Raw genomic sequence first — 26,218 nt, 5'->3', positions numbered from 1 at the left:
CCGCCGGCCGTTGATCAGGTCCGGCGGGAGACCGCGTCCGCCGCGAGCTCGAGCCGGTCGAGCGCCACCTCGAGGCGGCGGACGAGCTCGGCGCCGTGTGCGCGCAGTTCGTCGTACCGGTGCCGGCCCCACACCCGCGCGTGCGCGCCCGTCATGCGCACCCCGGTCCAGCCGTGCGCGACGGCGTCCACGCCGGCCGCGGCCTCCGCGAGTTCGCGGATCCCCCATCGCGTCCCCTCGCGGCGGAGGAACTCCGCGTGCAGACCGGCCTGTGCCTGGATGTTCCAGCTGATCACGTACAGCTCGCTCAGCGCCTCGGCGGCGTCCGGACCGGGCGTGAGCGCGTACAGCTCGTCGAGGTAGCGGCGCAGGCCGGCGACCCCCGTCTGCGTGTCGCCGGCGGAGCCCGGCCGGTATCGGGCGAGGTTGTCCCGGATCACGTGCCCGAGCCAGTCGAGGCCGGGTTCCGGTACGGGTCCCCGCATGAGTGCGCGCAGCCAGCGCCGGCCGCTCGGGCTGGCGCTGAAGAACACGTCGGCGTCGTCGGCCGGGTTGAGCGAACCCCAGCTCGCCAGGAAGTCGGCGATGGGGATCGCGCCCTGGAATGCGGGCGGCTGCGCGTCGGAGACGAACACCTCGGTGTCGGTGATGTCGTACACCACCAGCAGATGCGCGGCGTGCACGTCGTGGAAGGCGGGACGGAACGGCAGCCAGTAGTTGTCCACCGCGGCGATGGGCAGCACGCCCTCCGCCAGCGCGTGGCGTAACTCGTCCAGGCCGCCTTCCCCGCTGCGATGCCAGGTCGACTCGAACGGATGGAAGAGCGCGAGCCGTTTGGCGAGCGAGTCGGGTTCGGCGAAGAAGTAGTACTCCTCCGAGGTCCAGGAGCCGGGGCTGCGGCGGAACTCCCACGGTGCGCCGAGCACGGTGACCGGGTCGTGACCGTCGCGTAACAGCACGGTCGCCAGGGTCGCGTGCAGGCAGCTTCCCAGGTCGCGGGTCCACAGCCGGATCGCCTGTGCGGTCTCGCTCATGCCGTCGTCCCGTCCGCCCGCCGTACGTCGATCCCGGTCAGCAGCGTGACGGCGAAGACGTGCAACGCGACCGATCGCGGCAGCCGCAGCGCCAGCGCGCGGCCGTGACGCGGCATCCCGACCCTGGACAGCCACATCGTGGTGGGCAGGCCGTGCTGCACGTGGTGCGGATAGTGCATCCGGGTGGTCCGGAACCCGGGCAGTTCGCCGAACACCGGCGTGCCGTCCAGGAAGTCCGAGACCCCCACCCGCAGCGGATCGGCGTACCCGTCGTCGTAGTACGCCCAGAGCGTGTCCTCGCTGCGCCGTTCGGAGGCGGCGAGCAGGTAGATCCAGTCGTACCGGGCCGGCGGGATGTCGATGATCTGTCCCTCGCACCGCACGTTGTCGCCTTCCGTGTGCGCGTTCGCCCACTGGAAGGGGATGCCGGCCACCTCGACGAGCATGCCGGGCGCGGGGAGCTCCTCGGCGGGGAAGGAGTTCCCCCACGCGTTCAACCGCCCGTCGCCGAGATCGGCGGCGCCGGTGATCGCCCGGTTGTTGAGCAGGTCGTCGATGCCGACCAGGAGGAACTCCGGAGACGACGTGGTCGCCCGCACGCTTCGCACGGGGCGACCGGCCGTCGCGGGAAGGGATGCCGGATGCGTTGACAACTGGCTCATCGAACCTCCGGTCACTGCAGTGAGCGGTACGTGCGCCCCGCCACCCGGGCGGGGTCCGGCACCGTGTTGAAGTCGAGGATCATGGTGTCCCGCCAGCCCGGACCGCTCGGATCCACCGCGCGGATCTCGCTGACCGCGTGCTCCATCGTGGTGTCGCTGAGCACCAGGACCTCCAGCGGCTCGGTCATGGTCACCGAATGACGCGCCTCCGGCTCGCCCCGCTGGAAGATCTGGTTCTCCCCGCCGACACAGTGGTGGCGGCCGATCAGATAGATCAACACGTACGAGTGCCCGTCCGAGTGCCGGCCCTCCGGCGCGGGTTCCGAGGCCTCGTGCGGGTCGGCGATCACGCGGATGAAGTGGACGCCGAGTTCCCAGTCACGTGTCCCCGCCACCTCGTTAACGAATGCCACGGACTCCCGCAATATGTGGAGGAATCCGGGGCTCACGAGCGTCGCGTCGGTCAGGGGCGCGAACACGCGCAACTGGTCGCCGAACACCCGGTTGACCGCTTTCTTCTGGAAGAACTCCGAGCCGCTCAACGGCTCCAGCGTGCCGTCGCGGTGCGCGAGCAGCCTGCAGTATCGGCGATTGCGGCGGCACCGCGCCGAGCCCAGGTAGGCGTCCGGGACCAGGTCGTCCCAGGACGCCGCGAACCGCTGCCAGTCGTGTCCCTCGGCATGCAGGCGGCCGTGCGCCCAGCCGCGCTCGGCGAAGTCGTCGGCGCGCAGACCGCCGAGCATCGATTTTTCGATCATCTCCGCACCCTCACCCGGACGTCCGAGTGCGTCCGAGCGGGTACGGCTCCCGGCGGCCGGCCGCGGCGGCACACCCGGTTGCCCAGTCGGATTCATCCATGAGTGGCTTCCCCTCGGCGGTTCGACGTCAACGAATACCGGCCGGCCCAGAGCCGTGCGCTACTCCCCGGCCCGTTCCCACCGCGGGTGCCGGTGGTGTGGACCCTTCTCACGCAACCACGAGGCGGGACCCACTGTCGACAATATGTCTACACAACAGACCCCACAGTCTTCGTAGTGATAATACTACATACTCACATCATTGTCCTGCCTGATCCGGGAGCGTCCTGTCGCTTCCGAACTCCCGACCAGGAGTTTTCGCCGCACCGGTCGGGTGTGGACAGGAGACCGTCGCACGTGTCGTATCCGCGCCGTCCATCGATCCGTTCACCGCGGCGGCCGTACCCGGGAGCGGCAGGGCGCACCGTCCCGGGCTCCGGCGGGGCCGCGGCGGTGAGATCGTCACCGCCGCGGCCCGCTCATCCGGCCGGCGGTCAGCCGACCGTCTCCGCCACGGCGGCCGCCCGCACCGGCGGCTCCGGTGCCGGGGGCGGGTCCTCCCCGGCGGGTTCGGCCGAGGCCCCGCCGACCTCGGCGACGAGGTGATCCGCCAGTGCGCGTACGGTCGGGTTGCTCCAGAGGATCGTGGGCGGCAGATCCACCGCGAAGCACCGGTGCAGCCGCACCCGCAGGGCCACGGTGAGCACCGAGTCGACGCCGAGTTCGAGCAGCGGCCGGTCGATCGCGATGTCGTCCGGTGCGAGGTTGAGCTCGGCGGCCACCTGCTCGTGCGTCTCCGCCAGCACCTTCTCCGCCAGCTCGTGCGGCGGCACGGCGGACCAGTCCACCGCACCGCCGCCGGAGCTCTCCGCCCCGGACTCGGTGGCCGACAGACCGGCGAGCACCGGCAGGGTGTGGTCGGGCATCACCCGCATCACCGCCACGTACGGCGGATCGAACCGGTCCGCGTAGGTCCAGCTCCGCAGCGCCTCGGTGACGGTGATGCCGCCCATCCCGCGGGACTCGGCCTCCAGGATCGTCGTCCTTCCCGTGCTCTCGCCCATTCCGCGGCCGATCCACTGCGCCCACCCGAAGCTGGCCGTGCCGGTCTCGCCCTGGGCCCGCCGCAACACGGCCAGCCCGTCCAGGAACGAGTTCGCCGCCGCGTAGCTGACCTGGCCGGTGAGCCGGACCAGTTGGCCGCACGAGGAGAACATGGTGAAGAAGTCGAGCGTGCCGGCCGGGAACAGGCGATGCAGGACCATGGCGCCGTCGGCCTTCGGTCCCATGGTCGTGTCCAGGTTCTCCGCGCGGGTGTTCTCCACCAGCGCGTCGGACACCACTCCAGCGCAGTGCACGATGCCCCGAACGGGCGGCATGTCCAGCGCGCCGGGATCGAGCGCGCGGGCCGTCGCCTCGGCGTCGGAGACGTCCAGCCGCAGCACCCGCACCGTGGCTCCGGCCTGCTCCAGCGCGGCCACCTCGGCGATCCGCGCGGCGACCGCCGGGTCGCTCACCCGGTCCCACTCCGACCGCGGCGGCAGTCCCCGCCTGCCGATCAGCACCAGCCGGCGTGCGCCCCGCTCGACCAGGTGCCGCGCCGCCTCCAGGCCGAGCGCGCCCAGGCCACCGGTGATCAGGTACGTCCCGTCCGGGCGGCAGTCCGCCGGCTCGCGCTCGGCGGGCCGGTCGATCTTCCGCAGCCGGGCGGCGAACACGCCCTCGGAGGTGACGGAGAGCACGTCCTCGGTGGGCGGCAGGGCCCCGATCACCGCGGCGGCCGAGGCCGGTCCCGCGCCCTCGGCGACGTCGATCACGCCGCCCCACAGGTCGGGACGCTCACCGGCGACGATCCGGCCGGCGCCCCACAGCGGGGCGTGCGGCAGCGCGGCCTCGGACGCGCCGGCGCGCACCCCCTCGGTGAGCACCCATACCGCGGGTCTGCGCCGCGCGTCCGGGATCGCCGCCACCCGCTGCACGGCGTCGAGCAACGTCAGCGTGCACCGGCGGGCCGCCCGCTCGGGAGGCTCCCCCGGCAGCAGCGCCTGCGGCGCCACGATCACCGCGTCGCCCGCGGCGAGCAGGCCGTCGCCGATCGCGGCCGGATCCGCCACCGTACGGCACTCCACGCCGCGCACGGCGAGCGCCTCGGTCAGCGCGGGCCAGCCGCCGGACCGCCCCACCAGCAGGGCCCTGCGCGGCACCGGCGCGTCGGCGGGAACCTCCACCGGCTCCCAGCCCAGCTCGTGCACCAGCTGGCGCGGGCCGACCGCGCCCGAGCCGACGTCCTGCACCTTGACGTAGCGCAGCCCCCTGGCCTCGCACACCACCGTGCCGCTCTCGTCGGCCACCACCATGTCGATGGTGTCCGGCGTACGCGGGTCGCGGGTGGTGTGCACCATGATCCGGCCCGGTGGGGCGCCGCGGAAGGCGATCCACTCCAGGTGCGACGACGTGCGCAGCACGGACGAGTCCTCGCTCATCACCAGCACGCCGCTGGCGGTCAGCGCGGCGTCGATCACCGCGGTCCAGCTCGACGGGTGCAGCTTCGGGGTGTGGTCCACGGTCACCGTGGCGAACTGCTCGTCCTCGCCGCGTACCAGCTCCTCCACCACCCAGGGGAAGGTGTAGCCGTCCACGCCCATCGCCCGGAAGATCCCGTCCACCTTCGCCCAGGTCCAGGACACCGGGCAGCGGGACCGGATCACGTCCGGGTCCTCCATCGGGGTGTCCCCGACCCGCGGCTCGCGTACCACGGTCGCGGTGGTGTGGGTCAGCCACTCGTCATCGTGTGCGGCCCCGCCGTCCTGGTCGCGCTTGATCCGGCTGGCGATGCGAACCTTGTCCTGTTCCATCACCACCTGCACCACCCGCGGCGGGTGCGCCGCCAGCGGGATGCGGAACACCACGTCGCGCAGCCCGCAGGGCGCCTCGCCTTCGCCGGTGGCCGCGCCGATGAACGAGTTGAGCACCACGGAGGCGGGCACCGTCTCCACTCCGACGACCATGTGCGACTGCACGTAGGGACGGTTGGACATGTCCAGCTCCGTCTGCCAGACCCGCTGCACCGGGGCGCTGGCGACGGTGGTGCGCCCGCCGACCAGTGTGTGCGAGTCCGGGTCGTGCCCCCGGCCCGCTCCCCGCTCCGGTGGCGTGTCCGGGAAGATCCAGTACGGCCGATGCTGCCAGCGCACCCCGGGGACGTCCACCAGATCACCGCCGTACGACCAGGTGACCGGGGCGCCCAGACAGTGCAGCCGGGCCAGGTTGGCCAGCATCGTGCGCTGCTCCGGCAGGTCCCGGCGCAGGGTGATCGCCACCTGGGCGTCGGAGACCCCGGCGTGCAGGGCGGTCTCCGTGATCGAGTGCGCCACCACCGGATGCGAGGAGACCTCGAGGAACACCCGGGCCCCGTCGTCCAGGGCGGCCCGTACGGCCTGGTGGAAACGCACGGGATCGGCCAGGTTCGCGACCCAGTACCCGCCCTCGCGTGGCGTGCCGGAGCGCGGGTCGGCCATGGCGGTGCTGTAGAGCGGCATCCGGGGGGCGACGGCGCGCAGCTCGCCGGCGGCCCGCGCGACCTGTTCCAGGACCTCCACCACGTGCGGACTGTGGAAGGCGACGTCGGTGTTCACCCTGCGGGCCTGGACGCCCTCGGCCGCGAGCTCGGCCACCAGGGCGTCGACCGCGTCGATGTCACCCGAGACCACGGTGGACAGGGGGCTGGCGGCGATCGCGGCGACCACGCCGTCCCGGCCGGCCACCCGCCGCTCGGCGTCGTCGAAGGCCATCGGCACCATCGCCATCGCGCCGCGCCCGGCCACCTGCTCCAGCGCGCGGGCGCGGCGGCAGGCGAACCGCGCCGCCTCGGCCCGCTCCAGGCAGCCCGCCACCGTGGCGGCGGCGATCTCGCCCACCGAGTGCCCGATCACCGCTCCCGGGCGCAGTCCCAGGTGCGACCACGACTCGGCGAGAGCGACCTGCATCGCGAAGGTCATCGCCTGGGTGCGGGTCACCGTCCACGGGCCGCCCGCCTCGATCGCCTCCCGCGGGGTCCACCCCAGCTCCTCCGCGTACACCGGGGCGAGTTCGTCGATCACCCGGGCGAACACCGGTTCCGCGCCGAGCAGCTCCCGGCCCATCCCGGACCACTGCGAGCCGTGCCCGGAGAACACCCAGACCGGTCCGGCGGCTCCGCCGTCGCCGAACGCGGACGCGGCCCCCGACCGCACGGCCGGCGAACTCTCGGCGTTCGCCAGCGCGTCCAGCCCGGCGAGCAGTTCGGCGGCGTCGCCGGCCACCACGGCGGCGCGGCGGGCCAGGTGCGAACGGCGGACGGTCAGCGTGTGGGCCAGCGAGTCCAGGTCGACGCCGGGGTTCGCGCGGATCCAGTCGGCCACCGCGCCCGCGAGGCCGCGCACGCCCTGTTCCGAAGCGGCGGACACCGGGAACACCCACGGCCGGGCCGGTCGCCCGGCGCGGTCTCCCCGGCCGTTCACCACGCCGGCACGCGGCGGCGCCTGCTCCAGGACGGCGTGCGCGATGGAACCGCCCACACCGTAGCTGGAGACCCCGGCGCGCCGGCCGTACGTGCCCTCGGGCCACGGCGTCGGCCGGCCGACCAGGCGCATCCCGTTGGACTCCAGGTCCAGCTCGGGGTCGACCTCGTGATGCAGGCTGGGCGGGATCTCGCCGTGCCGCATCGCGAGCAGCACCTTGAGCACGCCGGCCATGCCGGAGGCGGCCTCGACGTGACCCACGTTGGGCTTGAGCGTGCCGATCAGCAGCGGGTCGGCGCCGTCGCGGCCCGGGCCGAAAACCCGGCCGAGCGCCCGCGCCTCCGCCGCGTCGCCCAGCCGGGTGCCCGTGCCGTGCGCCTCGACGTACTGCACCGTACGAGGGTCGATCCCGGCCCGCTGGTAGACCTCCTGCAGCATCCGCCGTTGCGCCTCGTCGTTCGGCGCCATCATCCCGTCGGAGCGCCCGTCCTGGAACACGCCGCTGGCCAGCACCAGCCCGTGCACCGGGTCGCCGTCGCCGACCGCGTCCGACAGGCGCTTCACCACGAGGACGACGCCGCCCTCACCGCGTCCGTAACCGTCGGCCGCCTTGTCGAACGCCTTGCTGCGCCCGTCCGGCGCGGTCGCGGAGGCCGCGTCCAGCGCGACCACCAGGGCCGGCGAGGCCATGATGTTGATCCCGCCGACGATCGCCAGGTCGGTCTCCCCGTTGCGCAGGCTCTGGCAGGCCACGTGCAGGGCGGTCAGCGAGCCGGCGCAGGCGGTGTCCACCGCCATGCTCGGGCCGTGCGCGTCGAGGAAGTAGGAGATCCGGTTCGCGATGCCGTAGAAGGTGGTGCCGTTCACCGCCCAGGCGCCCGTACGGCCCAGGTCCTCCAGCAGCCGGCGGCCGTAGTCGTTGGAGTTCGCCGCCACGTACACACCGGCGTTGGAGCCCGCCAGCGAGGCCGGCGGCAGCCCGGCGTCGCACAGCGCCTCCCAGGCCAGCTCCAGCATGATCCGCTGCTGCGGGTCGATGTACTCGGCCTCCCGCGGCGTGATCTGGAAGAACTCGGCGTCGAAACCCTCGATGTCCCGCATGAACGACCCCTTGCGGGTGGTCCTGCGCAGGATCGCGCGGGTCTGCGGGTCGATCTCGTACGGATCCCACCGCCGGGCGGGCATCTCCCCCACCGCGCTGCGCCCGGCGCGCAGGAACTCCCACAACTGGCCCGGAGTGTCGAGATCGGGGGCGAACCGGCAGCTCATGCCGATCACCGCGAGCGCCTCCCCGGCCGGATCCCGGATCACCGGAGAGGTCCGCGAATTCTCAGCCAACGCGTATGCCTCCTTCTTCGCCCATCGCTCGGCGCAGGCTCAGCGGCCGCAGGTCGGTCCACACCTCGGCGATGTGCGCCAGGCAGTCGTCCTTCGGCCCGGCGAAGCCGTCGGCCGTCCAGCCGTCCGGGACGTCCCGCCCGGCGGGCCAGATCGAGTACTGCTCCTCGTGGTTGCGCACCACCACGTACGTGCGTTCGTCCGTGCTCACTGTCACTCCCATCGCGTGCCGCCGGCGGCGCCGGCCTGTCGGTCGGTCGTTTCCGGTTCAGTGGGCGGTGAAGCCGCCGTCCACCACTACTTCCGTGCCGGTGACGCCACCGGAGTGCGGGCCGGCCAGCCACAGGCAGGCCGCGGACACCTCGGCCGCGGTGACCAGCCGGCCGATCGGGTGCAGGGAGGCGGAACCGCGCTCGTAGTCCCGCAGCTCCGCACCCATGGCCGCGGCCACCGCCCGGGTGCTGCGGGTGCCGAGCGAGGCGTCGTCGGCGACGGTGCTCGGGCACACCGCGTTCGCCCGCACGCCGTGCCGTCCGTACTCCAGCGCGATGGACTTGGTCAGTCCGATCACGCCGTGCTTGGCGGCGACGTAGCCGGCGTACATCTCGAAGGCCACCCGGCCGCCGGTGGACGCGGTGTTCACGATCCGCCCGCCGCCCTGTTCGACCATCAGCGGCAGCACGGCCCGGCAACACCGCCAGGTGCCGCTCAGGTTGACGTCCAGCGCGAGCAGCCACTGCTCCTCGGTCAGCTCGTGCACCCGCCGCCCGCCGGGCCCGAGTATCCCGGCGTTGTTCAGCAGCACGTCGATCCGGCCGAACTCGTCCAGCCCCGCGGCCACCGCCTTGTCCACGCCGGACTGGTCGCGCACGTCGGCCACGCGGGTCAGCACCCGGCTGCCGAGCCTGCGGCAGGAGTCGGCGGTCTCCTCCAGCTCACGCCGGCCGGACATCGGATACGGCCCGGCGTCCGGATCGCAGAGGTCCACCAGGATCAGGTCCGCGCCCTCCGCCGCGAACGTCAGCGCGTGCGAGCGGCCCAGCGCGCGAGCCGCTCCGGTGATCATGGCGACGTTCCCGTCGAGCAGCATCAGGCCTCCAGGGGGTGAGCGCGGGCGTGCGGCACGCGGGCCAGTTGCCGCGCGAGCCTGGGCAGGGCGAGCGAGAGCACGTCGATCGCGCGGTACAGGTCGCTGAGCGGGATGTGCTCGTCGCTGGTGTGGTCGAGGTGGGCGTCCCCCGGCCCGTAGGCGGCCATCGGCACCCCCCACGGGTCGAGGGTGTTCATGTCGGAGGTGCCGGCCTTGAACTTGAGCACGGGACGGGCCCCCTGGGCGGCGATCGCGGCGCGCAGGTGGCTCACCACCGGATCGGCGCGCGGCCGGGTCACCCCGGGCACCCGCTCGTCCACCCAGATGCGGCTGTGCGGGCGGCTGCGGGCGAAACGCTCCAGCGCCGCGAAGTCGAACCCGGGCGGCACCCGGCAGGTCAGGAACGCCTCGGCCCTGGCCAGGTCGCCGTCCAGCCGGGTGAGCGTGCCGGTGGCCACACCGAACGCGACCGGGTCCTGTTCCTGCGACAGCCCGCGCAGGTAGCCCTGCACGTCCTGGGTGAAGCGGACGGCCCGCTCCACGGCGGTCGGCTCCGGGCTGCTGGTGTGCAGCGGCGGCTGCCGCATCTCGTAGCCGATGCCGATGCGGCCCTTGTAGCCGAGGCAGACACCGTCCCAGCCGCTCGGCTCGCCGATCACCACCGCCGCCGGGCGCGGCACCGTGGCCATCACGTACCGGGCCCCGCGCGAGCCGGCCACCTCCTCGCCGACCGCGCCGACCACGTGCAGCCGCACCTGGCCGGTGCGCGCCGCGGCGCAGATCATCGCCACCATGGCGCCCTTGGCGTCCACGGAACCACGGCCGTACAGGAGGTCGCCGACCTGGCACACCGGCACCCGGCCGGGGACGGTGTCGATGTGCCCGAGCAGCAACACCGTCGGGCCGGCGGCCGGGCCGATCACGCCGTGCACGTTGCCGACCTCGTCGATGTGCGAGGTGAAGCCGAGCGCGGTCATCTGTTCCGCCAGGAAGCCCGCGACCGGCAGCTCCCTCCCGGAGACCGAGGGAATGCCGATCGCGGCCCGCAGCAGCCAGGCCGGGTAGTCCCCCCGCAGGTCGCTCGGGCGGACCCGGCCGACGGTCCGGACGAGGGAGGGCCGCCGGTCACCCATGCCGTCCTCCCTCGCGCACCCAGGTGCCGTCGCCGGCGAGGGCCCGCCGGATCGGCCGCTCGCGGTGGGCGGCCGCGATGGTCACCAGGGCGACGGTCCTGCTGGCCCGCAGCCCCGCTCGCACCTTGTGCCGCATCCGGCCCCGTACGACGTCCCCGGTCAGGTGGTGCGGGCCCACCTCGGGGATCCGGCTGGACGGGTCGCCGGGGTCGGCCAGGACCCCGGCCACGTCGGTGAGCAGCACCAGAGCGGATGCGTCCAGCGCCGCGGCCAGGCGGGCGGCCACCTCGTCGGCGTCGACGTTCAGCAGGTTGCCCGCGGCGTCGCCGGCCGGCGGGGACACCACGGGGACGTTCCCCCGTTCCAGCGCCAGGCGTACCAGGGTGGGATCGACGTGCTCGATCCGGCCGGACCGGTCGTCGCGGATCAGCACGGTCCGCCCCTCCCGCACCGACCGGATGGCCGTTTTGCGTGACGCGGTCACCAGCGCGCCGTCGGCGCCGCACAGGCCCACCGCCCGCACGCCGCGCGCCGTCAGCCCGCTGATGAGCTGCGGCTTGACCTGCCCGAGCAGGGCCATGGTGAGCACCGTGATCATGGCAGGGCAGGTGCGCCTGCTGTGCGTGCCGTCCGGGGACTCGATCACCTCGCGGCGTACGCCGAGCCGGTCGGCCAGCCGGTCGGCGGCGGCTCCGCCGCCGTGCACCAGCACCGTCGGAAGGCCGGCGGCGGCACGCTCCGCCACCTCGTCGAGCACCGGTCCCGGGTCGGCGCCGCCGCCGATCTTGACGACGATCACCCCGCCGGCGGCGGCCGGCGCGTCCCCCACCGGGGCCTGAGCCGGGTCGCTCACGACTCCGCCACGTTCATGTCTCTGGCCGTCACGTCCCGCTCTCTCCGATCAGGCAGGGTGCAGGCCGGGGAACCCCAGGCCCGCGTCCTCCGGTAACCCCATGGCCACGTTCAGGCTCTGCACTCCACCGCCGGCGGCCCCCTTCACCAGGTTGTCCAGCGCGGCCACCAGCACGATCCGCCCGCCGTCCTCGTCCACCGCGCATCCGATGTCCACGAAGTTGCTGCCCGACAGGAACTGCGGATCCGGCATCCGGTGCACCCCGCGGCCGCGCGCCACCACCCGGACGAACGGGAGGTCGCGGTACGCGCGCCGCAGCACCCGCAGCACCTCCTGGCGGGTGACCGGCCGCGGGGGCGTGACGTGGCAGATCACCTGCACACCGCGCACCGCCGGGACGGCCGTCACGGTCATCCGCGCCCGCACCCCGGCCAGTGCGGCGATCTCCGCCTCGTGCCGGTGACCGGCGGGCCGGTAGACCCGGAAGGCGTGCCCGCGTTCGGCGTGATGCGAGGCGGGCACCGGCTCGGCGCCGGAGCCCGAGGAGCCCGCGCGGGCGTCCACCACCACGTCCCCGGCCACCAGCCCGGCCCGCCGCACGGGAGCCAGGGCCAGTACGGCGGCGGTCGCCGTACAGCCGGGAACGCTGATCCGGGTGGCGTTCACGAGCTCACCGGCGAACAACTCGGGCAGGCCGGTCCGGTACGGGCCGCCGGACGCCGAGAGGGCACCGCCCCGGAAGTCGGGGCTCAGGTCCACGATCGTCCCGGCCCGCTCGACGACGCCGGCCTCCACCTCCGCCGCGGCGCCCGCCGGCAGCGCCAGGAAGGCGGTGTCCACCCGGTCCAGCTCCTGCGGGGCGTGGAAGGTCAGCCCGAGGTGATGCAGGTTGGGGTGCACCTCCGCCACCGGCCGGCCCGCGTGCCGGCGCGAGACGGCCTGCACCAGCTCCAGTTCCGGATGGGCGTGCACCAGCCGCAGCAGTTCGCCGCCCGTGTATCCGGCCGCGCCGAGGACGCTCACCTTCACCGGGCCGGTCCTCCGTGGTCCGCCATCAGGCCGTCGGCCGATGGTCCGGGACGGCGTGGCGTCGTCCCTTCGCTACTCACCCCAGTCCTCTTCGACCTCGGGGGCCAGCGCAAGCACCACGGGATCGACGGCCACCACCTCGAGTTCTGTCGAGCACTGCCGGCAGATCACGATCTCGGCGACCAGCAGGTCATCGGACCCGACCACGGTGCCCTGGCACTCTGGACACTGCGCACTCAGTGCAGTAGTCATGGCTTGCCTCCCGCAGATTGCGTGACTACTGTCTATATTCACAACACTGCAGAAACTAACACATGCTTCAACGACAACACACCCCTGAGAAATCCGCACTCTGAGAGATCGGGATTGCTCGATCGCGGACACGGCCGAAGCGATCGCAACCCGTCGGGGGCTGCCTCAGTGCTCGGTTTTGGCTGCTTCACATGCTTTTATGGCGCGATCAGGTGGGAGGCTCAGCCGGTGATGAGCGAGTTACGTGGTCCCACGGCGGGGGTGGTCCCCACCTTCGGCGTCGCCCCGCCGGCCCACCGGCACCGGGATGACGACTATGCAGAGTCTACATCGCGGCGGATCTCGTCTCGGGGGCGACAGTGTGGAGACTTCGGTGGGTGAACCCGCACGCGCCACGCTCCGTACGCCGGTGACCGGCGTCGGCGGCGGAAGCGGCCTGGCCCTGCTCGGCGGGCCCCGGGCCGTGCCGAGGGACACCCCGGGCGGCCGCTGGCCGATCGTCACCCCGGCGGACGAGCAGGCCGTGCTCCGGGTGCTGCGCAGCGGAAAGCTGAACGCGGCCACAGCGGGGGAGACGGAGGTCGTCGCGCTGGAGGAGGGATGGGCGCTGGCGACCGGAACCCGGCACTGCGTCGCCGTCGCCTCCGGCACCGCCGCCCTCCACCTGGCCCTGCGCGGCCGCGGGATCGGTCCCGGCGACGAGGTGATCGTCCCGGCACTGACCATGAACGCGACGGCCCACGCCGTGTACGCCGCAGGCGGCACCGCCGTGTTCGCCGACGTGGAACCGGACACCTACACCCTGGATCCGGCGGCCGCCGCCGCGGCCGCCGGGCCGCGTACGGCGGCGCTGCTGCCGGTGCACCTGCACGGCCTGCCGGCCGACATGCCCGCGCTGGGCGAGCTGGCCGACCGGCTGGGCGTACCGGTCGTGGAGGACGCGGCCCAGGCGCACGGGGCGCGGCTCGGCGGCCGCCGGGTGGGCGGGCTCGGCGCGGCCGGCTGCTTCAGCCTGCATCCCAACAAGAATTTGCCGACCTGTGGCGAGGGCGGGCTCATCACCACCGACGACGACGATCTGCGCGAGCAGCTGGTCCGGCTGCGCAACTTCGGCGAGTCGGAGCCGACCGGCGCGCGCGGCTACATCGCCCACCGGACCGCGCTCAACGCCCGGATGGCACCGGTGGCCGCCGCGTTCACCCGATCCCAGCTGGCGCGCTTCGACGAGAACGCCCGCCTGCGGGAGCCGGGGATCCGTGACTTTCTGGATCGGCTGGCCCAGCTGCCCGGGCTGCGGGTGCCGCGGATCCCGGCCGGGCGGACCCACGCCTGGCACATCCTGCGCCTCATGCCCGAGCCGGAGGAGCTCGGCCTCGGCCCGGAGCATCGGGCCGGTCTGCGGGCCGCCCTGCACCGGGTGTTGCGTGCCGAGGGCGTGCCGGTCTCCCAGTATCAGGTCGCCCCGCTGCCCGCGCATCCCGCGTTCCGGCGGGCCGGGCCGTCCGAGCCGGTCGCGCTGGAGGAGGTGGCCGAGCGCTTCCCGGTGACGGTCGCCGTCGTCGAGGGGTCGCTGTGCCTGCAACGCCGGCATCTCGACCCGGCCGCGGGGCCGCTGCTGCGGCGGTACGCCGACGGTTTCGAGAAGGCATGGCGGCACCTGGACCTGATCCGCCGGATGGCCCGCTCCCGCCCGGCCCCCGGCTGGCGCGAGGCGCTGAGCCGCGGCTGACCCGCCCCCGTGACCCGGATCGACCCCCACCGGAAGGAGCCCGACATGGCGGTGGCGACCACCGGCCCGTCGCATCCCCCGCCCCGGCCGCACGCGCCCGTCGACACGGACTCCCCGGCCCGGAAGGACCGTGCCCCCGCACCGTCCGCGGCCTCGATGGCTCAGCGCATCCGCCAGGATGTGATCCGGATGGCCGGCGGTCCGGAGGGCGCGCACGTCGGCGGCAGCCTGTCCTGTGCCGACCTGGTGGCCGTCCTGTACGCCGAGCTGCTGCGCCCCGGCGACTCCTTCGTGCTCAGCAAAGGGCACGCGGCGCCCGCGCTGTACAGCGCGCTGGCGCAGCTCGGCCTGATCCCGGCCGACGAGCTGGACGGCTACGCCCGGCCCGGCAGCCGGCTGTTCGGGCATCCGCCGTACGACCTGCCGGGGGTCGACTTCGCCACCGGCTCGCTCGGCCACGGCCTCGGCCTGTCGGTGGGGCTCGCGCTGGCCGAGCGACTGCGCGGCGGCGACCGGCACGTCTACACCCTGCTGGGCGACGGCGAGCTGCAGGAGGGCAGCGTCTGGGAGGCCGCCCTGCTGGCGGGGCACCGCGGGCTGCCCGGGCTCGTCGCGGCGGTGGACCGCAACGGACTGCAGATCACCGGCGCCACCGAGGACTGCGTCGCGCTCGAACCGCTCGACGCCAAGTTCGCCGCCTTCGGCTGGCAGGTGCGCGGCGTCGACGGGCACGACCTGCCCGCGCTGCGCGAGGCCCTGCGGCCGTCCCCGTCCGGTCCGGTCGCGGTGATCGCCCGGACGGTGAAGGGCCGGGGGGTGCCGTTCCTGGAGCGGCGGGTGGCCGGGCACTACGCCAAGCTCAAGCCGGCTCTGGTGCGCCGGGCCCTGGCGGCGCTCGGCCGGCTCGCGACGGACGGCGCGTCGTGAGCCGCGCCCCGGCCGCCGCGGACGCCGCCGGCCCGCCTGACGCGGCCGATCCGGCGGCGGAGCAGGACACGCAGGCGGCACTCGGGCCCGACCCGCGCGCCGCCTACCGCGAGGCCCTGCTGACACTGGCCGCCGCCGACCCGCGGGTGATCTGCCTGGACTCCGACACCGGCGGCCTGGAGAACACCTTCGGCGAGCGGTTCCCCGAGCGTTACATCAACGTCGGGATCGCCGAGGCCAACCTGATGACGGTGGCGGCCGGGCTGGCCCGGCGCGGCTTCATCCCGTACGTGCACACGATGGCCGCCTTCGCCACCATGCGCGCGGGTGAGTTCCTGAAGCTGGACGTGGTCGGCAACCGGCTGCCGGTGCGGGTGATCGCCACGCACGGCGGCGTGTCCGCCGCGCATTTCGGCACCAGCCACTTCGCCCTGGAGGACCTGGCGGTGACCCGCGTCCTGGCCGACCTGGCCGTCGTCGTCCCGGGAGACGCGCGCCAGATCGGCGCAGCCGTCGGCCAGTTGCACGAACTGCCCGGTCCCGGCTACCTGCGGCTGGGCCGCTCTGCCACGCCGGCGCCACCCGGTCCGGCGCCCGGCCTGCTGCTGGGCCGGGCCCGGGTGCTACGCGAAGGAGCGGACGTCACGCTGGTCGCCGCCGGCCCGCTGCCGCTGCTGTTCGCGCTCGAGGCGGCCGAGGTCCTGGCAGGCGACGGGATCGGTGCGCAGGTCCTGGATCTGCACACGCTGCACCCCGTGGACCGGGACGGGCTCCTGGCCGGATGCCGCGGCCGCACGGGAGTCGTGACCGTGGAGGAGCACCGCCCGCAGGGCGGCCTGGGCGACGCGGTCGCCGAGGTGGTGTCGGCCGAGCTGGCCGTGCCGCTGCTCCGGGTGGCCGTACGCGGCCGCCCGGGCACCCGCGTGGCCGACCAGCGGACCGCGCTCGAGGCACATGGCGTCAGCACCGGCGCGGTGGTGGACGCCGCACGAGGGCTTCTCGCGCGGGCCCCCTGAACCGGCCGCCCACTGCCAGGACAGGCGGACCCCAGGGCCCGCGAAACCCAACGACCGACCGGCGCCCCCGGTGCCGGTGACCCGATGACGAGGTGATGACGATGGCCGACGCGGCCCGGTTCCAGGACGAGGACCGCATCCGTTATGTGCAGAGCGTTTTCCGGCGAGTCCTCAAGCTCAAGCAGGAGACGTCCCCCGACGACGACTTCTTCGCCCTCGGCGGCACCTCGCTGACCGCCATAGAGGTGCTCGACCTGATCGAGGCGGAACAGGGCACGCGCCTGCCCGTACGGAACTTCTACCGGTCCACGGTCATCCGCGAACTGGCCGGTGAGCTCGCCCCGGACACCACCGAGTCCGCCGGAGGTGCCTGAGCATGCCGCCCCTGGCCCGCTTTTCCCGTCACCACATCGGTCGCTGGAGGTAGTCAGATGCAGGAACCCGCTCTCAACAAGGCGGCGGCGCCACCGGCGCAGGTGAGCCTCGGTCAGAGGTTGCCCTCCCTGACCGGGTTGCGTTTCGTCGCGGCGTTCATGGTCGTGCTCTGCCACATCGGGATCAACCTGCTGCCGCGGGTCGCCCCGGACCAGATACCCCTGATCGGGCTCTTCCACGGATTCGGTGCCGTCGGGGTGTCGTTCTTCTTCATTCTGAGCGGATTCGTCCTGACGTGGGTCGCCAGGGACACGGACACCGCGCCCCGGTTCTGGCGGCGCCGGTTCTTCAAGATCTACCCGAGCCATCTGGTGACGTTCGTCGCCGCGTGCCTGCTCGCGGCGACCGCCGGCCATGCCCTGTCGGCACGCGACACGACCACGACGCTGTTCCTGGTGCACTCGTGGATCCCGGACCAGCAGCTCCAGTACAACCTGTGGTCGAACACCCCGACGTGGTCGCTGGCCTGCGAGGTGCTCTTCTACCTGTCCTTCCCCCTGTTGCTGCCGCTGGTACGGAAGATCCGGGCAGGGCGGCTGTGGTTGTCGTTCGCCCTGACGTACGCCGCGATCTGGGCCGTTCCCCTCGTGGCCGGCGCGCTGCTGACCACCGGGGAGGTCCAGCCGGGCACCGGCCTGCCCTGGCTGCCCGTGTGGCTCATGACGTTCTTCCCGCCGGCGCGGATGCTGGAGTTCGTGCTGGGCATGGTGGTCGCGCAGATCGTCATCAACGGACGGTGGATCCGCCTGCCGCTGCCGGTGGCGATCGTCCTTCCGGTGATCGCGATGCTCGCGCAGGGCGTCGTCCCGCTGCGTTTCGGCTTCGTGGTGGTCACGGCCGTTCCGCTCGCCCTCCTGATCGGGGCTGCCGCCAACGCCGACGCCGTCGGCCGCGGCAGCGTGTTCGGCGGGCGGACGATGGTGTTCCTGGGCGAGATCTCCTACGCGCTTTACCTGGTGCACTGGCTGGTCGTGGCCTACGGCTGGATCGGCCGCACCTCCCCGACCTGGGGCGGGGATCCGGCGACGACCTCGACGTGGCCGATGGTGCTCACGCTGGCCGGGCTGACGATCGCCGCCAGCCTGGTGCTGGCCTGGCTGCTGTACACGCTGGTGGAACGGCCCGTGATGCGCCGGTGGAGTCGTCCCGCCAGACCTCGTCAGGACGTACCCGTCGCGACCTGACCTTCAGGCGAGAGAGCGTGGTCCTTCCGGCCGCAGATCCGGTCCGGGAGGACCACGTCACGTCTGAGACGCGCCGGCCGCGTTCAGCCCGCGATGCCGGCCGCCAGCGTGCGCACCGTCGGCGACTCGTAGATCGAGCCCACGCCGACCCGCCCGCCGAGGCGCTCGCTGAGCGCCTCCGAGAGTTGCACCGCACGCACCGAGTCCAGCCCGAGGCCGAAGAACGAGTCCTCCCGGCCGATCCTGGGCACTCCGAGCACGTCCGCCACGACGCCGGCCACCATCTCCTCCAGCCGCCCCTCCGGCGCCGCGTAGCCGGCACGGTCGGCGCCGAGGACGGCCAGCACCGCAGCGGGGTCGGGGGCGCCGCCGCGGTCGCGCTCGATCCGCGAGGTCACCGCCACCCGGGCGAAGATGCCGTGGCCGGCGAGCCTGGCCGCCACCGCCGCCCGCACCCGCTGCGGGTCCGCACCGGGCTCGGGCACCACCGCCACCGCGATCGTGCCACCACGCAGCTGGTCAGCCGCCAGGAACGGCTTGATCTGCTCGTTCGCCGGATCCGCGCCGATCAGCAGGTGCACCGCTCCCACGTGCAGGGCGCGGAGCAGCGCCAGCATGCCCAGCGCCGGATCGATCAGGGTCAGCCCGCGATGCCGGGCGGCCGCCACCAGGGGGCTGCCCTGGTTCATCCCCGGCCCGTCCCACATGCTCCAGGCCAGGCTCTGCGCCCGCCGCCCGGCCGCGGACCAGCGCTGTGCCCAGCCGTCCAGCACCGCGTTCGCCGCTGCGTAGGCTCCGAAGCCGGTGCCGCCGAACGTTCCGTTCACGGACGAGAACACCACGACCGCGGTGTCGGGCCGGGTGGCGAGCAGCCGGTCGATGGCCGCGCAGCCGCCGGCCTTGGGCCGCAGCATCCGGTCCAGCCAGTCCGCGGACTCCGACCGCAGCTCGTGCTCCGACAGCCGCTCCCACTGCGCCGCGACGGGAGCGCCCGCCAGGTGCAGCACCAGGTCGAGCGTACGGCCCCAGCGCGCCTCCGCCCCGGCCACCTCACGGGCCAGCGCCTCCGGGTCGGCCACGTCGGCCTGCCGGTACATGACCTCGCCTACCGTGCTCAGGATCTCCAGCTCCCGCCGGGCCTCCGCGTCCAGCGACGCCGCGGGGGTGCGCCCGACGATCAGCAGCCGGACCCCGTGCGCGGTCACCAGGTGCTCGGCCACGGTCCGCCCCAGGCCGCCCAGGCCTCCGGTGAGCAGGCAGGTGCCGCCACGCGGCAGCGCGCCGGCGGGCACGTCGAACGCCTCCGGCAGCGGCACGGCGCGCAGCCGCTGCCGCAGCGGGGCGCCGTCCCGCACGGCGACCACATCGTCGTCATGTCTCCGGCTCGCCAGCGCGGACAGCTCGTCCTCCCCTGCGCCGGGCGGGGCGTCTATCAGCATGCAGCGGGCGACCAGGCGCTCGGCGCGTGCGGTGCGCACCAGGGCGGTCAGCCCGGCCCGGCCGGGTACGACCCGGTCGCCGGGGGCGGCGTGCACGGCGCCCGTGGTGAGCACGGTGAGCTCGGCATCCGGCCGGATCCTGGCCACGGCCGCGGCCACGGCGAGGAACCGCGCCAGGACATCGGCGTCCCCGTCGGCAGGGGCGGTCGCGGGATCGCCGGTGGCCACGAACAGCACCTGCGGCACGTGGTCGCCGGCCGTGTCCAGCGCCCGCTCAAGGGACCGGGCGAGCAGCGCGGGGTCGGCGTCGGCCGCGACCCTGGCGTCGGCCACCCGGTCCGGCCAGCCCGCCGCCGGACCGTGCACGCAGGCCACCAGCGGACCGGCCGGTCGCTGCCGCAGCGGCGTCCCGGCCGGCTCCCAGCCGGTCGCGAGCGCCGCGACGCCGGTCCCGTCGGGGGCGACGTCCGGGGCGGCGTCGTCCGCCTCCCCGCCGTAGCACCGGTCGTCGAACCGACCGGCGCGCCAGCCTTCGAGCAGCCGCTCACGCTGGACCTTCCCGCCCTGCTGCCTCGGGAACTCCCGCTCCGTCACCGGCACCAGGTAGGTCGCGCGCAGGGCCAGGTCGCGGGCCAGGGCCGTGCGGATTGCCGCCACCACGGCGGGCACGTCATCGGTGCCGGGTACGAAGAACACCACCAGGGCGTCGGTGCCGGCGTCCTCGTCGGGCACCCCGGCCACCGCCGAGCAGGCCGGCCGTACACCGGGGACCTGCTCGACCACCGCCTCGATCTCGTGCGCGGGGAAGTTGGCCCCGTTGACGATGACGGTGTTCTTCTGCCGCCCGGTGAGGAACAACCGGCCGTCCCGGAGGAATCCGAGGTCCCCGGTGTCGAACCAGCCGTCCGCGGTGAAGCTCTCCCGGTTGGCCCGTTCGTTGTGGACGTATCCGTTCTGCACGGTCCGGCCGGACACGTGCAACCGGCCGACCCGGCCCTCTGGCAGCACGTTCCCGTGCGGGTCCACGATGCGCAGCGCCACCCCGGGCACCGGCGCGCCGACCTCGGTCACCACCACGGCGCCGGGGGTGCCGGCCGGCAACTCCCGCAGCACGCCGTCGAGCGAGGCGGGCTCCAGCGTGATGGTGCCCGCCGCCGGGTCGTCACGGTGCATGCGGGCGTAGGTGACGCCCGAGGAGGTCTCCGACATCCCCCAGCAGGGCACCATGGCGTCGGCCGGGAGCCCGTGCGGGGCGAGCAGTTCCAGGAAGCGGCGGGCCGTGCGGGCGACCACGGCCTCGCCGGCGTTGCAGATGTTGGTCAGGCTGCTCAGGTCCCAGGAGCCGGCGGCGAGCTCCTCGGCCCGCCGGCACACCAGCGAGAACGCGAAGTTCGGCGCCCACGTGCAGGTGGCCCGGAACCGGTCCACGCAGTCCAGCCACAGCAGCGGACGGCGGATCACCGACTCGGTCGGCACATTGACGTGCTCGCAGGTGAGGAACACGTCCCGCAGATTGAACATGATCATGCCGCCGACGTGGTCCAGCGGCATCCAGTTCAGGGAGATCTCGTGCTCGGTGAAGTCGTTCGCCTCGATCGCCGCGTAGGTCCTGGCGACGATGGTGCGATGGCGGTGCTGCACGCATTTGGGCGTGCCGGTGCTGCCGGAGGTGAGCAGGTTGACGATCAGGTCCTCGGGGTCGGGGACGTGCCAGTCGGCGGGTTCCGGGTCGGACAGCGTGCCGGCGTCCAGCACGCGCAGCGCCGCACCGCCGGGCAGCCGACCGGCCAGCGAGCGCACCCCGTCGAGCGGCCCGGCATCGGCGATCACCGGCGGACGGTCCAGCAGTTCCCAGGCCGACACCAGCTTGCGCACGCCCGAGTTGTCGGTGGCGTACTCCCGCGCGGGGGCGACCGGGGTCGGCAGGAATCCGCCGAGCACGCAGGCCCACCAGGCGGTGACGAAGGTCCGGTTGTCGGCGCACTGCAGCAGGACGGCGTCGCCGGGGACCAGGCCGTGCCGGCGCAGCCCGCCCAGCATCCTGCGGGCCTCGTCGTACAGTTCGGCGTACGTCTGCCGGTCGGTGCCGCCGTCCGGCAGCACATAGGTGGTGCCGCGGTCCGGGGCCACCCGTGCGGCCCTGGCCAGCGCCTGCGGCAACGTCGCCACCGCGTCCGCGGGTGGCACCGGTTCCGGCCCGCGCGTCAGCGCCGGCCGGTCGGCCGGGATCTCGGTGCCCGCCGGGACGTCGCCGGCGTGCCGCCCGGCCGCCGCTCGCCGCGAGCCGCGGGAGCGCAGCTTGCGGTCGTACACGGCGGCGGCGTCCTGCACGCCCGCCGTGCCGGCCGCGATCCTGGCGATGGCGTCCGGAGGGATCGGCGCCGTGGCGAGTGCGGGAACGGGGCCTGCGGTGACCGTGCTCATGCGGGTGTCCTCCCGTCCTGGGCCGCCGGAGCGCCGGCGGAAAGCTGCTCGCCGATCCGCCGGGCCGCCGCCGCGGTCAGATCGAGGACGAAGTAGTGACCTCCCTCGACGCTCACACCGGTGTGACCGGCGCTGGTCTGCTCGGCCCAGCCGGCCATGCCCGTCTCGTCCGCCAGGCCGGAGAGCGCGCGGATCGTGGTGATCGGAACCGGCAGCGGCGGGCGGCGCCGGTGCCGGTAGTTCTCCCAGAGCGCGAACTCGCCGCGCAGCAGCGGCAGCAGGAACTCCTGAAGCTCCGCGTGGCGCGCCACCGCGTCGGGCAGCCCGCCGCGCCCGCGCACGGCGGCGAGCAACCGCTCGTCCGGCAGCAGGTGCAGCGGCTCGGCCGGTGGCGCCGCCTGCGGAGCCGGCTGCTCCGCGACGATCAGCCGCCGTGGCCAGGTCCCGAACCGGCCGCCCATCTCGTGCGCGATCTCGAAGGCCAGCAACCCGCCGGCGCAGTGCCCGTACAACGCGTAGGGCACGGTGGTGTACGGGCGCAGGGCGATGGCGCACGCGGTGACCAGCCGGGCGATGTCGGTCGGCGGGGCCTCCCCCGACCGGTCCTCGCGTCCCGGGAGCTGGACCGCCAGGAGCTCCACCCAGGGCGGCAGCAGCGCCGCCATCCGCCGGTACACCGACGCGCCGCCACCGGCGAACGGCAGGCAGATCAGCCGGATCACGGCGCCGGGCCGGGGCACCCGGCGTACCCAGAGCGAGTCCGTGGCGTAGCCGACCGGTCCGATCTCGGCGGGCGCGCCCGAGGCGGCGACCGTGCTCATCGTGATCTCCTCCCCTCCAGTTCCGCGGCGAGTTCGGCGATCTCGGCGTCGCTGCGCCCCTCCACCAGCTCGAGTGCCTCGGCCAGCGCGTCCTGCTGCGACTCCCGCCTGGACTTCTCCGCGTCGACCAGCGCGGCCAGGCCGGACACCGTGGGGTCGGCGAAGAAGTCGGCGATCGACGGCGCCACCCCGAACACCGCGTTGACCCGGGAGGACAGCTGGATGGCCTGCAGGCTGGTGCCGCCGGCGGCGAAGAAGTTCACGTCGTTGCCGATCCGGGCGCCCAGCAGCGGGGCGAACACCTCCGCGCGCATGACGCGCTCGGTGGGCGTGCTGTTCTCCTCGTCGGCATCGGTGAGCTCGTCGACCGCGAACTCCACGGCGGGCAGCCGGCGCCGGTCGATCTTGCCGCTCGGGGTGAGCGGGACGGCCTCGATCGGCACCAGCACCGATGGCACCATCGCGGCCGGGAGCCGCCCGGCCACCGCGGAGCGTACGGAGTCCAGCTGCAGCTCGCCGGGGCGCTCGGGCACCACGTAGGCGATCAGCATGACGCCGGTCCGCGGATCGGTGACGACGGCCGCCACCGCCTGGGCGACATCGTCCACGGCCTGCAGCGCGGCCTCGACCTCGCCCAGCTCGATCCGCACGCCGCGGACCTTCACCTGCCGGTCGGCCCGGCCGACGAAGCACAGGTCCCCCGCGTCGTCCCAGACCGCCAGGTCACCGGTGAGATAGCGGCGCGACCCGGGCGGTCCGTCCGGGTCGGGCCGGAACCGGTCGGCGGTCAGGTCGGGCCGGCCCAGGTACCCGCGGGCCACCCCGAGTCCGGCGACGGCGAGCTCGCCGATCGCGCCGGGCGGCAGCGCGCCCGCCCCGGCGGCGTCCACGACGTAGGCGCGATGGTTGGCCATCGCCCGGCCGATGGGCGGCGACGAGGTCCACTCGCCCTCGCATTGCTTGGCCACCACGGTCACCGTCGTCTCGGTCGGGCCGTAGCCGTTCCAGAACGCGCATCCGCGGGCCCACCGGGTGGTCAGCTCGCCGGTGAACGCCTCGCCGCCCACGAACGCCACCCGCAGGTCGGGATACCTCTCGGGGGCGAGCAGTTCCATGACGGCCGGCGGCAGGTCGATCACGGTGATCCGCTGCTCGCGCAGTACGGCGTCGAGCTCGTCGACCGACCGGCGTTGATCCTCGCTCATCACGTACAGCACGGCGCCGCTGAGCAGCGTGCCGAAGATCTCGAACACCGAGACGTCGAAGCCGGGTGAGGCGAAGTGCAGGACGCGATCCCGCGGGCCGAGGTCGAACATCTCCCGCACGGTGCGGACGAAGTTGGTCACGTTGCGGTGCTCGACCACCACGCCCTTGGGCCTGCCGGTCGAACCGGACGTGTAGATCACGTACGCGGCGGACGCGGGCGGAACCACGGCCGGGACATGGCCCGGCACGTCGGGCGGCCCGTCCTCCGGCCCGGGGCCGACGACCACCCGCTGCGGCAGCGGCACCCGCTCGGCGGTCGCCGGGGAGACCACGACGGTCTTCGCCTCGGTGTCCTGCAGGATCATCGCCAGCCGCTCGTCGGGCTGAGCGATGTCCAGCGGAACGTAGGCGGCTCCGGCCCGCAGCACGCCGAGCGCGCCGGCGATCAGCGCCGGGCCGCGCTCCATCACCACCGGTACGAGATGGCCGAGCCCGACACCGGCGGCGACGAGCCGGTCGGCGATGCGCCGCGACCAGGCGTCCAGCTCGCCGTAGCTCAGGCTGCCGTCCTGCCAGACCAGTGCGGTGTGGCCGGGGTCGGCGGCGGCGACCTCGGCGAACAGCTCGTGCACCGGCGCGGCGACCGGCTCGCCGATCGGCGCGTTCCACCGTTCGAGCACGTCGGCGAGCTCCTGTGGGGTGCCCAGCGAGGCGTCGCCCAGCGGCCGCTCCGGCCGCGCGCAGAGATCGCCCAGGGTTCGCAGGTAGCGATCCAGCAGGCGGGCGGCCGTGGCCCTGCCGTAGAGGGCGGCGGCGAACCGCACCGCAACGGTGGGCCGTTCGCCGCCGCCGACCTCGACGGCCAGCTCGAACGCCCCGGCACCGGCGTCGACCTGCTCGCACCCGATCCGCACCCCGTCCGCCTCGACCGTCCCGGCCGGCTCGCCGGTGCCGATGAAGCCGATCTGCACCAGGGGCAGCCGTCCGGGGTCCGGCTCCACCCCGAGCGCGTCCAGGATCAGTTTGAACGGCAGGGCGGCGTGCTCGGCGCCGGCCAGCCGGGCGGCGCGCACCCGGGAGACCACGGCGGCGAAGGCGTCCGCCTCGTCCAGCTCGACCCGCAGCGGCATCAGATTGCCGCAGTCGCCGACCAGCCGGTCCACGTCGAACGGGCCGGTGACGTCGACCGGCAGCCCGATCGTGAGGTCGCCCCGGGCGGTGTGCCTGGCGATCACCACGAGCAGGGCGGCCAGCAGGACGTCGTCCCGGTCCGCGTGCGCCGCCCCGGCGAGGGAGTCGGCGGCAGCGACCAGTTCTGGCGGCATCGGCGCGGAGACCACGTCGCTGCTCAGGTCGAGCAGCCGCGGGCGGCGGCCGTCGGTGGGCAGTTCGGTGGCCTCCCAGCCGGCCAGGGCGCCGCGCCAGTATTCCGTGGCCTCGCGTGCGGCGTCCTGCCCGCACCAGTCCCGTTGCCAGCCCGCGTAGGCGCCGTGGTCGACCGCCTCCTGCGGCCACCGCGGGGCCTCGCCCGCCGCCCTGGCCCGGTACGCGAAGGCCAGATCGCGCTGGAGCACCCGTGCCGAGCGCGGGTCCAGCACGATGTAGTGGCTGACCAGGACCAGCAGGTGCCGGTCGGGGGCGGCGCGCAGCAGCCGGAACCGGGCCACCGGGCCCGTGTTGAGCTGCAGGCCGCGGCGCAGTTCGTCCTGCACCACCTCCTCGGCGCGTGGACGCAGCCGCCCGTCGGGGACGTCCTCCACCGGCAGACGTATCTCCGGTACATGCTGCACCTGCTGGACGCCGCGCGGATCCTCGTCGGGGAAGGTCGAGCGCAGCACCGTGTGGCGCCGCAGCAGGTCCGTCAGCGCCGCGCGCAGCGTGTCGGGTTCGAGCGGGCCCTCGATCGGGAAGACGAAGCCGAGCCCGTACGCCAGGCTGCTGGGGGCGAGCCGGTCGAACAGCCAGAGCTGTTCCTGCCGGTATGACAACGGTGCGGATCGGGCCCCGGAGGAGACGCCCGCCAGCCGGGCCAGTAACTCGTCCCTGCGCTCCCCTGGGAGCCGGCGCAGCCGGCGAAGCAACTCGCTCTGGTGACCCATGCGACGGTCCTCCCGGTCGGCAACTCACTACGGTCAGATACAGCCTTCGCGCAAAGTGCAGATAAATACAGCCTTAAGCGAACAGACGTCCCGAAGTCAACACACTATTCAAATCGACCACGGAACAGTACGCAGATAGACGACCGTCGACTCGATGAACACTGCACGGAAGCCCCTGCGGCCGCGCACGGGCGACCGGCCGACCGCGGGCCGGCCTTCGCGACCCGCGTCCGGCAGCGACACCCCACCGG

The 26,218-nt window shown here is 73.9% G+C and carries 18 protein-coding genes; 5 read left to right on the top strand and 13 right to left on the bottom strand.

The genetic code is table 11. From position 1 onward, the window contains the following. Positions 1-14 precede the first annotated feature (14 nt). The 10 genes from AP234_RS12585 to lysW all read right to left on the bottom strand — a co-directional run bounded on the left by AP234_RS12585 (position 15) and on the right by lysW (position 12,687). Positions 15-1,034 carry a BtrH N-terminal domain-containing protein gene (locus tag AP234_RS12585; protein ID WP_055479810.1) on the bottom strand — a complete coding sequence of 340 codons (1,020 nt, stop codon included), beginning with the start codon at positions 1,032-1,034 and terminating at the stop codon, positions 15-17. Next, the gene (locus AP234_RS12580; protein ID WP_152990386.1) at positions 1,031-1,696 is read right to left on the bottom strand and encodes a hypothetical protein; all 666 of its coding nucleotides are present in this window, start codon (positions 1,694-1,696) and stop codon (positions 1,031-1,033) included. The genes AP234_RS12585 and AP234_RS12580 overlap by 4 nt, the downstream gene beginning before the upstream one ends. A gap of 11 nt (positions 1,697-1,707) precedes the next feature. After that, complete coding sequence (locus AP234_RS12575) at positions 1,708-2,454, bottom strand: 2OG-Fe dioxygenase family protein (RefSeq protein ID WP_055479808.1); 747 nt, start codon at positions 2,452-2,454, stop codon at positions 1,708-1,710. Between the two features lie 533 nt (positions 2,455-2,987). Next, positions 2,988-8,330: a type I polyketide synthase gene (locus AP234_RS12570; RefSeq protein ID WP_235558141.1), complete on the bottom strand. Its 5,343-nt coding sequence runs from the start codon at positions 8,328-8,330 to the stop codon at positions 2,988-2,990. Further along, positions 8,323-8,541, bottom strand: coding sequence for an MbtH family protein (locus AP234_RS12565; protein ID WP_431998488.1), 219 nt, complete (start codon positions 8,539-8,541; stop codon positions 8,323-8,325). The genes AP234_RS12570 and AP234_RS12565 overlap by 8 nt, the downstream gene beginning before the upstream one ends. A 57-nt stretch (positions 8,542-8,598) precedes the next feature. Further along, positions 8,599-9,420: an SDR family oxidoreductase gene (locus AP234_RS12560; RefSeq protein ID WP_055479806.1), complete on the bottom strand. Its 822-nt coding sequence runs from the start codon at positions 9,418-9,420 to the stop codon at positions 8,599-8,601. Then, the gene (locus AP234_RS12555; protein WP_083502041.1) at positions 9,420-10,553 is read right to left on the bottom strand and encodes a M20/M25/M40 family metallo-hydrolase; all 1,134 of its coding nucleotides are present in this window, start codon (positions 10,551-10,553) and stop codon (positions 9,420-9,422) included. Before AP234_RS12555 ends, AP234_RS12560 begins: the two co-directional genes overlap by 1 nt. Next, a complete protein-coding gene (gene argB, locus AP234_RS12550; RefSeq protein ID WP_235558140.1) occupies positions 10,546-11,406 on the bottom strand; it encodes an acetylglutamate kinase in 861 nt (286 codons plus the stop codon). The genes AP234_RS12555 and argB overlap by 8 nt, the downstream gene beginning before the upstream one ends. 48 nt (positions 11,407-11,454) lie before the next feature. Then, positions 11,455-12,435 carry an N-acetyl-gamma-glutamyl-phosphate reductase gene (argC, locus tag AP234_RS12545; protein ID WP_055479805.1) on the bottom strand — a complete coding sequence of 327 codons (981 nt, stop codon included), beginning with the start codon at positions 12,433-12,435 and terminating at the stop codon, positions 11,455-11,457. A gap of 72 nt (positions 12,436-12,507) precedes the next feature. After that, on the bottom strand, positions 12,508-12,687 hold the full coding sequence (gene lysW, locus AP234_RS12540; RefSeq protein ID WP_055479804.1) for a lysine biosynthesis protein LysW: 180 nt from the start codon (positions 12,685-12,687) through the stop codon (positions 12,508-12,510). A 373-nt stretch (positions 12,688-13,060) separates the two neighbouring features. On the opposite strand from lysW, the gene AP234_RS12535 reads away from it, so the two are divergent. The 5 genes from AP234_RS12535 (at position 13,061) to AP234_RS12515 (ending at position 17,978) form a co-directional block, all read left to right on the top strand. Continuing rightward, a complete protein-coding gene (locus AP234_RS12535) occupies positions 13,061-14,416 on the top strand; it encodes a DegT/DnrJ/EryC1/StrS family aminotransferase (RefSeq protein ID WP_235558139.1) in 1,356 nt (451 codons plus the stop codon). A gap of 45 nt (positions 14,417-14,461) precedes the next feature. Then, positions 14,462-15,343 carry a transketolase gene (locus AP234_RS36175; protein ID WP_235558138.1) on the top strand — a complete coding sequence of 294 codons (882 nt, stop codon included), beginning with the start codon at positions 14,462-14,464 and terminating at the stop codon, positions 15,341-15,343. Beyond that, positions 15,340-16,359 carry a transketolase C-terminal domain-containing protein gene (locus AP234_RS36170; RefSeq protein WP_152990385.1) on the top strand — a complete coding sequence of 340 codons (1,020 nt, stop codon included), beginning with the start codon at positions 15,340-15,342 and terminating at the stop codon, positions 16,357-16,359. The genes AP234_RS36175 and AP234_RS36170 overlap by 4 nt, the downstream gene beginning before the upstream one ends. Before the next feature lie 101 nt (positions 16,360-16,460). Next, entirely contained in the window at positions 16,461-16,733 is a 273-nt protein-coding gene (locus AP234_RS12520; RefSeq protein WP_160330425.1) for an acyl carrier protein, read from the top strand. A 57-nt stretch (positions 16,734-16,790) separates the two neighbouring features. Continuing rightward, positions 16,791-17,978, top strand: a complete 1,188-nt coding sequence (locus tag AP234_RS12515; RefSeq protein WP_055479802.1) for an acyltransferase family protein — start codon at positions 16,791-16,793, stop codon at positions 17,976-17,978. 83 nt (positions 17,979-18,061) lie between these two features. On the opposite strand, the gene AP234_RS12510 is transcribed toward AP234_RS12515, so the two are convergent. The 3 genes from AP234_RS12510 to AP234_RS12500 are packed head-to-tail and all read right to left on the bottom strand — an operon-like array spanning position 18,062 to position 25,967. Beyond that, positions 18,062-21,841, bottom strand: coding sequence for an SDR family NAD(P)-dependent oxidoreductase (locus AP234_RS12510; protein WP_055479801.1), 3,780 nt, complete (start codon positions 21,839-21,841; stop codon positions 18,062-18,064). Beyond that, positions 21,838-22,662: a thioesterase domain-containing protein gene (locus tag AP234_RS12505; protein WP_055479800.1), complete on the bottom strand. Its 825-nt coding sequence runs from the start codon at positions 22,660-22,662 to the stop codon at positions 21,838-21,840. Before AP234_RS12505 ends, AP234_RS12510 begins: the two co-directional genes overlap by 4 nt. Next, a complete protein-coding gene (locus tag AP234_RS12500) occupies positions 22,659-25,967 on the bottom strand; it encodes a non-ribosomal peptide synthetase (RefSeq protein WP_055479799.1) in 3,309 nt (1,102 codons plus the stop codon). The genes AP234_RS12505 and AP234_RS12500 overlap by 4 nt, the downstream gene beginning before the upstream one ends. Positions 25,968-26,218 lie beyond the last annotated feature (251 nt).

It is taken from the genome of Sphaerimonospora mesophila (assembly GCF_001417795.1).
Lineage (GTDB): Bacteria > Actinomycetota > Actinomycetes > Streptosporangiales > Streptosporangiaceae > Sphaerimonospora > Sphaerimonospora mesophila.
Note: the sequence above shows the minus strand (reverse complement) of the source record. Positions and strands in the feature narration are given on the sequence as shown.